We start from the raw sequence: 1329 nt of genomic DNA on the forward strand, positions 1-1329 counted from the left end.
AGGATGCCCCTGGCCTGGGCAGTCATCGCCGATGAGCACTGTGAGCGCACCCGCAGCCGAGACCTGGGACCGACACCTCGACAACCTGTTCACCGACATTGGCCACCGCTTCGGCCGCGTCGAACCACGCCGCCGCATGCGTGACTACGTCCGCGGCCTGCTCGCACCGGTGGCCCGCAAGAACAGCTGGCAACTGGCCGAGCAGGCCGGCCACACCACCCCCGACGGCCTGCAGCACCTGCTCTCCCGCGCCCGCTGGGACGCGGACGAGATACGGGACGACCTGCAGACCTACGTCGCCGACAAGCTCGGCGAGAACGACGGGGTCCTCATCATCGACGACACCGGGTTCATCAAGAAGGGCACCACCTCCGCCGGGGTGCAACGGCAGTACTCCGGCACCGCCGGACGCACGGAGAACTGCCAGATAGGCGTCTTCGCCGCCTACACCAGCTCCGCCGGACGCGCGCTGGTGGACCGGGAGCTGTATCTGCCCAAGTCCTGGACGGGCGATCCGAACCGATGCCGTGCAGCCCGGGTGCCTGCCGAGCGTGAGTTCGCCACGAAGGGCACTTTGGCCAGGGCCATCGTGTTGCGTGCTCTCTCCTCCCCGCTGCCGATCGCCTGGGTGACCGCAGATGCCGCCTACGGCCAGGAGGGGCGTTTTCGCCGGATGCTTGAGCTGGCCGGCGTCGGCTACGTGCTCGCGGTGCCCAAGTCGCAGTTCTCCCTCGCCGGCCCGCGCATCGACCACGTCTTCGACCAGGCCCCCGACCAGGCGTGGGAGCGCCGCTCATGCGGCCCGGGCGCGAAGGGGCAGCGAATGTACGACTGGGCCGCCGTGCAGCTGCGCGCCGTGGCCGAGTTCGACTACGACGACGGGCAACCGGTCCGCCGTCGCTGGGCGCTGGCCCGCCGCAGCGTGAGCAAACCGGACGAGATCGCCTACTACCTCGCCTATGCCCCGCTGGAGGCCGACGCGGCCGAGCTGGTGCGGGTCGCCGGCACTCGGTGGGCGATCGAGGAGTGCTTCCAGGCTGCGAAGAACGAGTGCGGCCTGGACCAGTACGAGGTCCGCCGCTATGTCAGCTGGTACCGGCACATCACCCTGGCCATGCTCGCCCACGCCTTCCTGGCCGCCATGACCGCGCGGGAGGCCGAAAAGGGGGCGGCGGCAGTGAGGATGCCGAGGTCATCGGGCTCACCGTGGCGGAAGTGCGGAGACTCCTGGCAGCTTTCACTCCCCGACACCCCCACCCTCGTATCCATGCGGTGAACTGGTCGCGTTGGCGCCGACGACGCCAGGCCGTCGCCCGCCGCTGCCACTAC

The 1329-nt window shown here is 69.9% G+C and carries 1 protein-coding gene; it reads left to right on the forward strand.

Annotated features, from left to right (window positions below; translation table 11 throughout):
- The first annotated feature begins 85 nt into the window (after positions 1-85).
- Positions 86-1276: an IS701 family transposase gene (locus tag ABZ490_RS52150; RefSeq protein WP_359008131.1), complete on the forward strand. Its 1191-nt coding sequence runs from the start codon at positions 86-88 to the stop codon at positions 1274-1276.
- The last annotated feature ends 53 nt before the right edge of the window (positions 1277-1329 follow it).

It is taken from the genome of Streptomyces sp. NPDC005811 (assembly GCF_040630405.1).
In the GTDB taxonomy this organism is placed as follows: Bacteria; Actinomycetota; Actinomycetes; order Streptomycetales; family Streptomycetaceae; genus Streptomyces.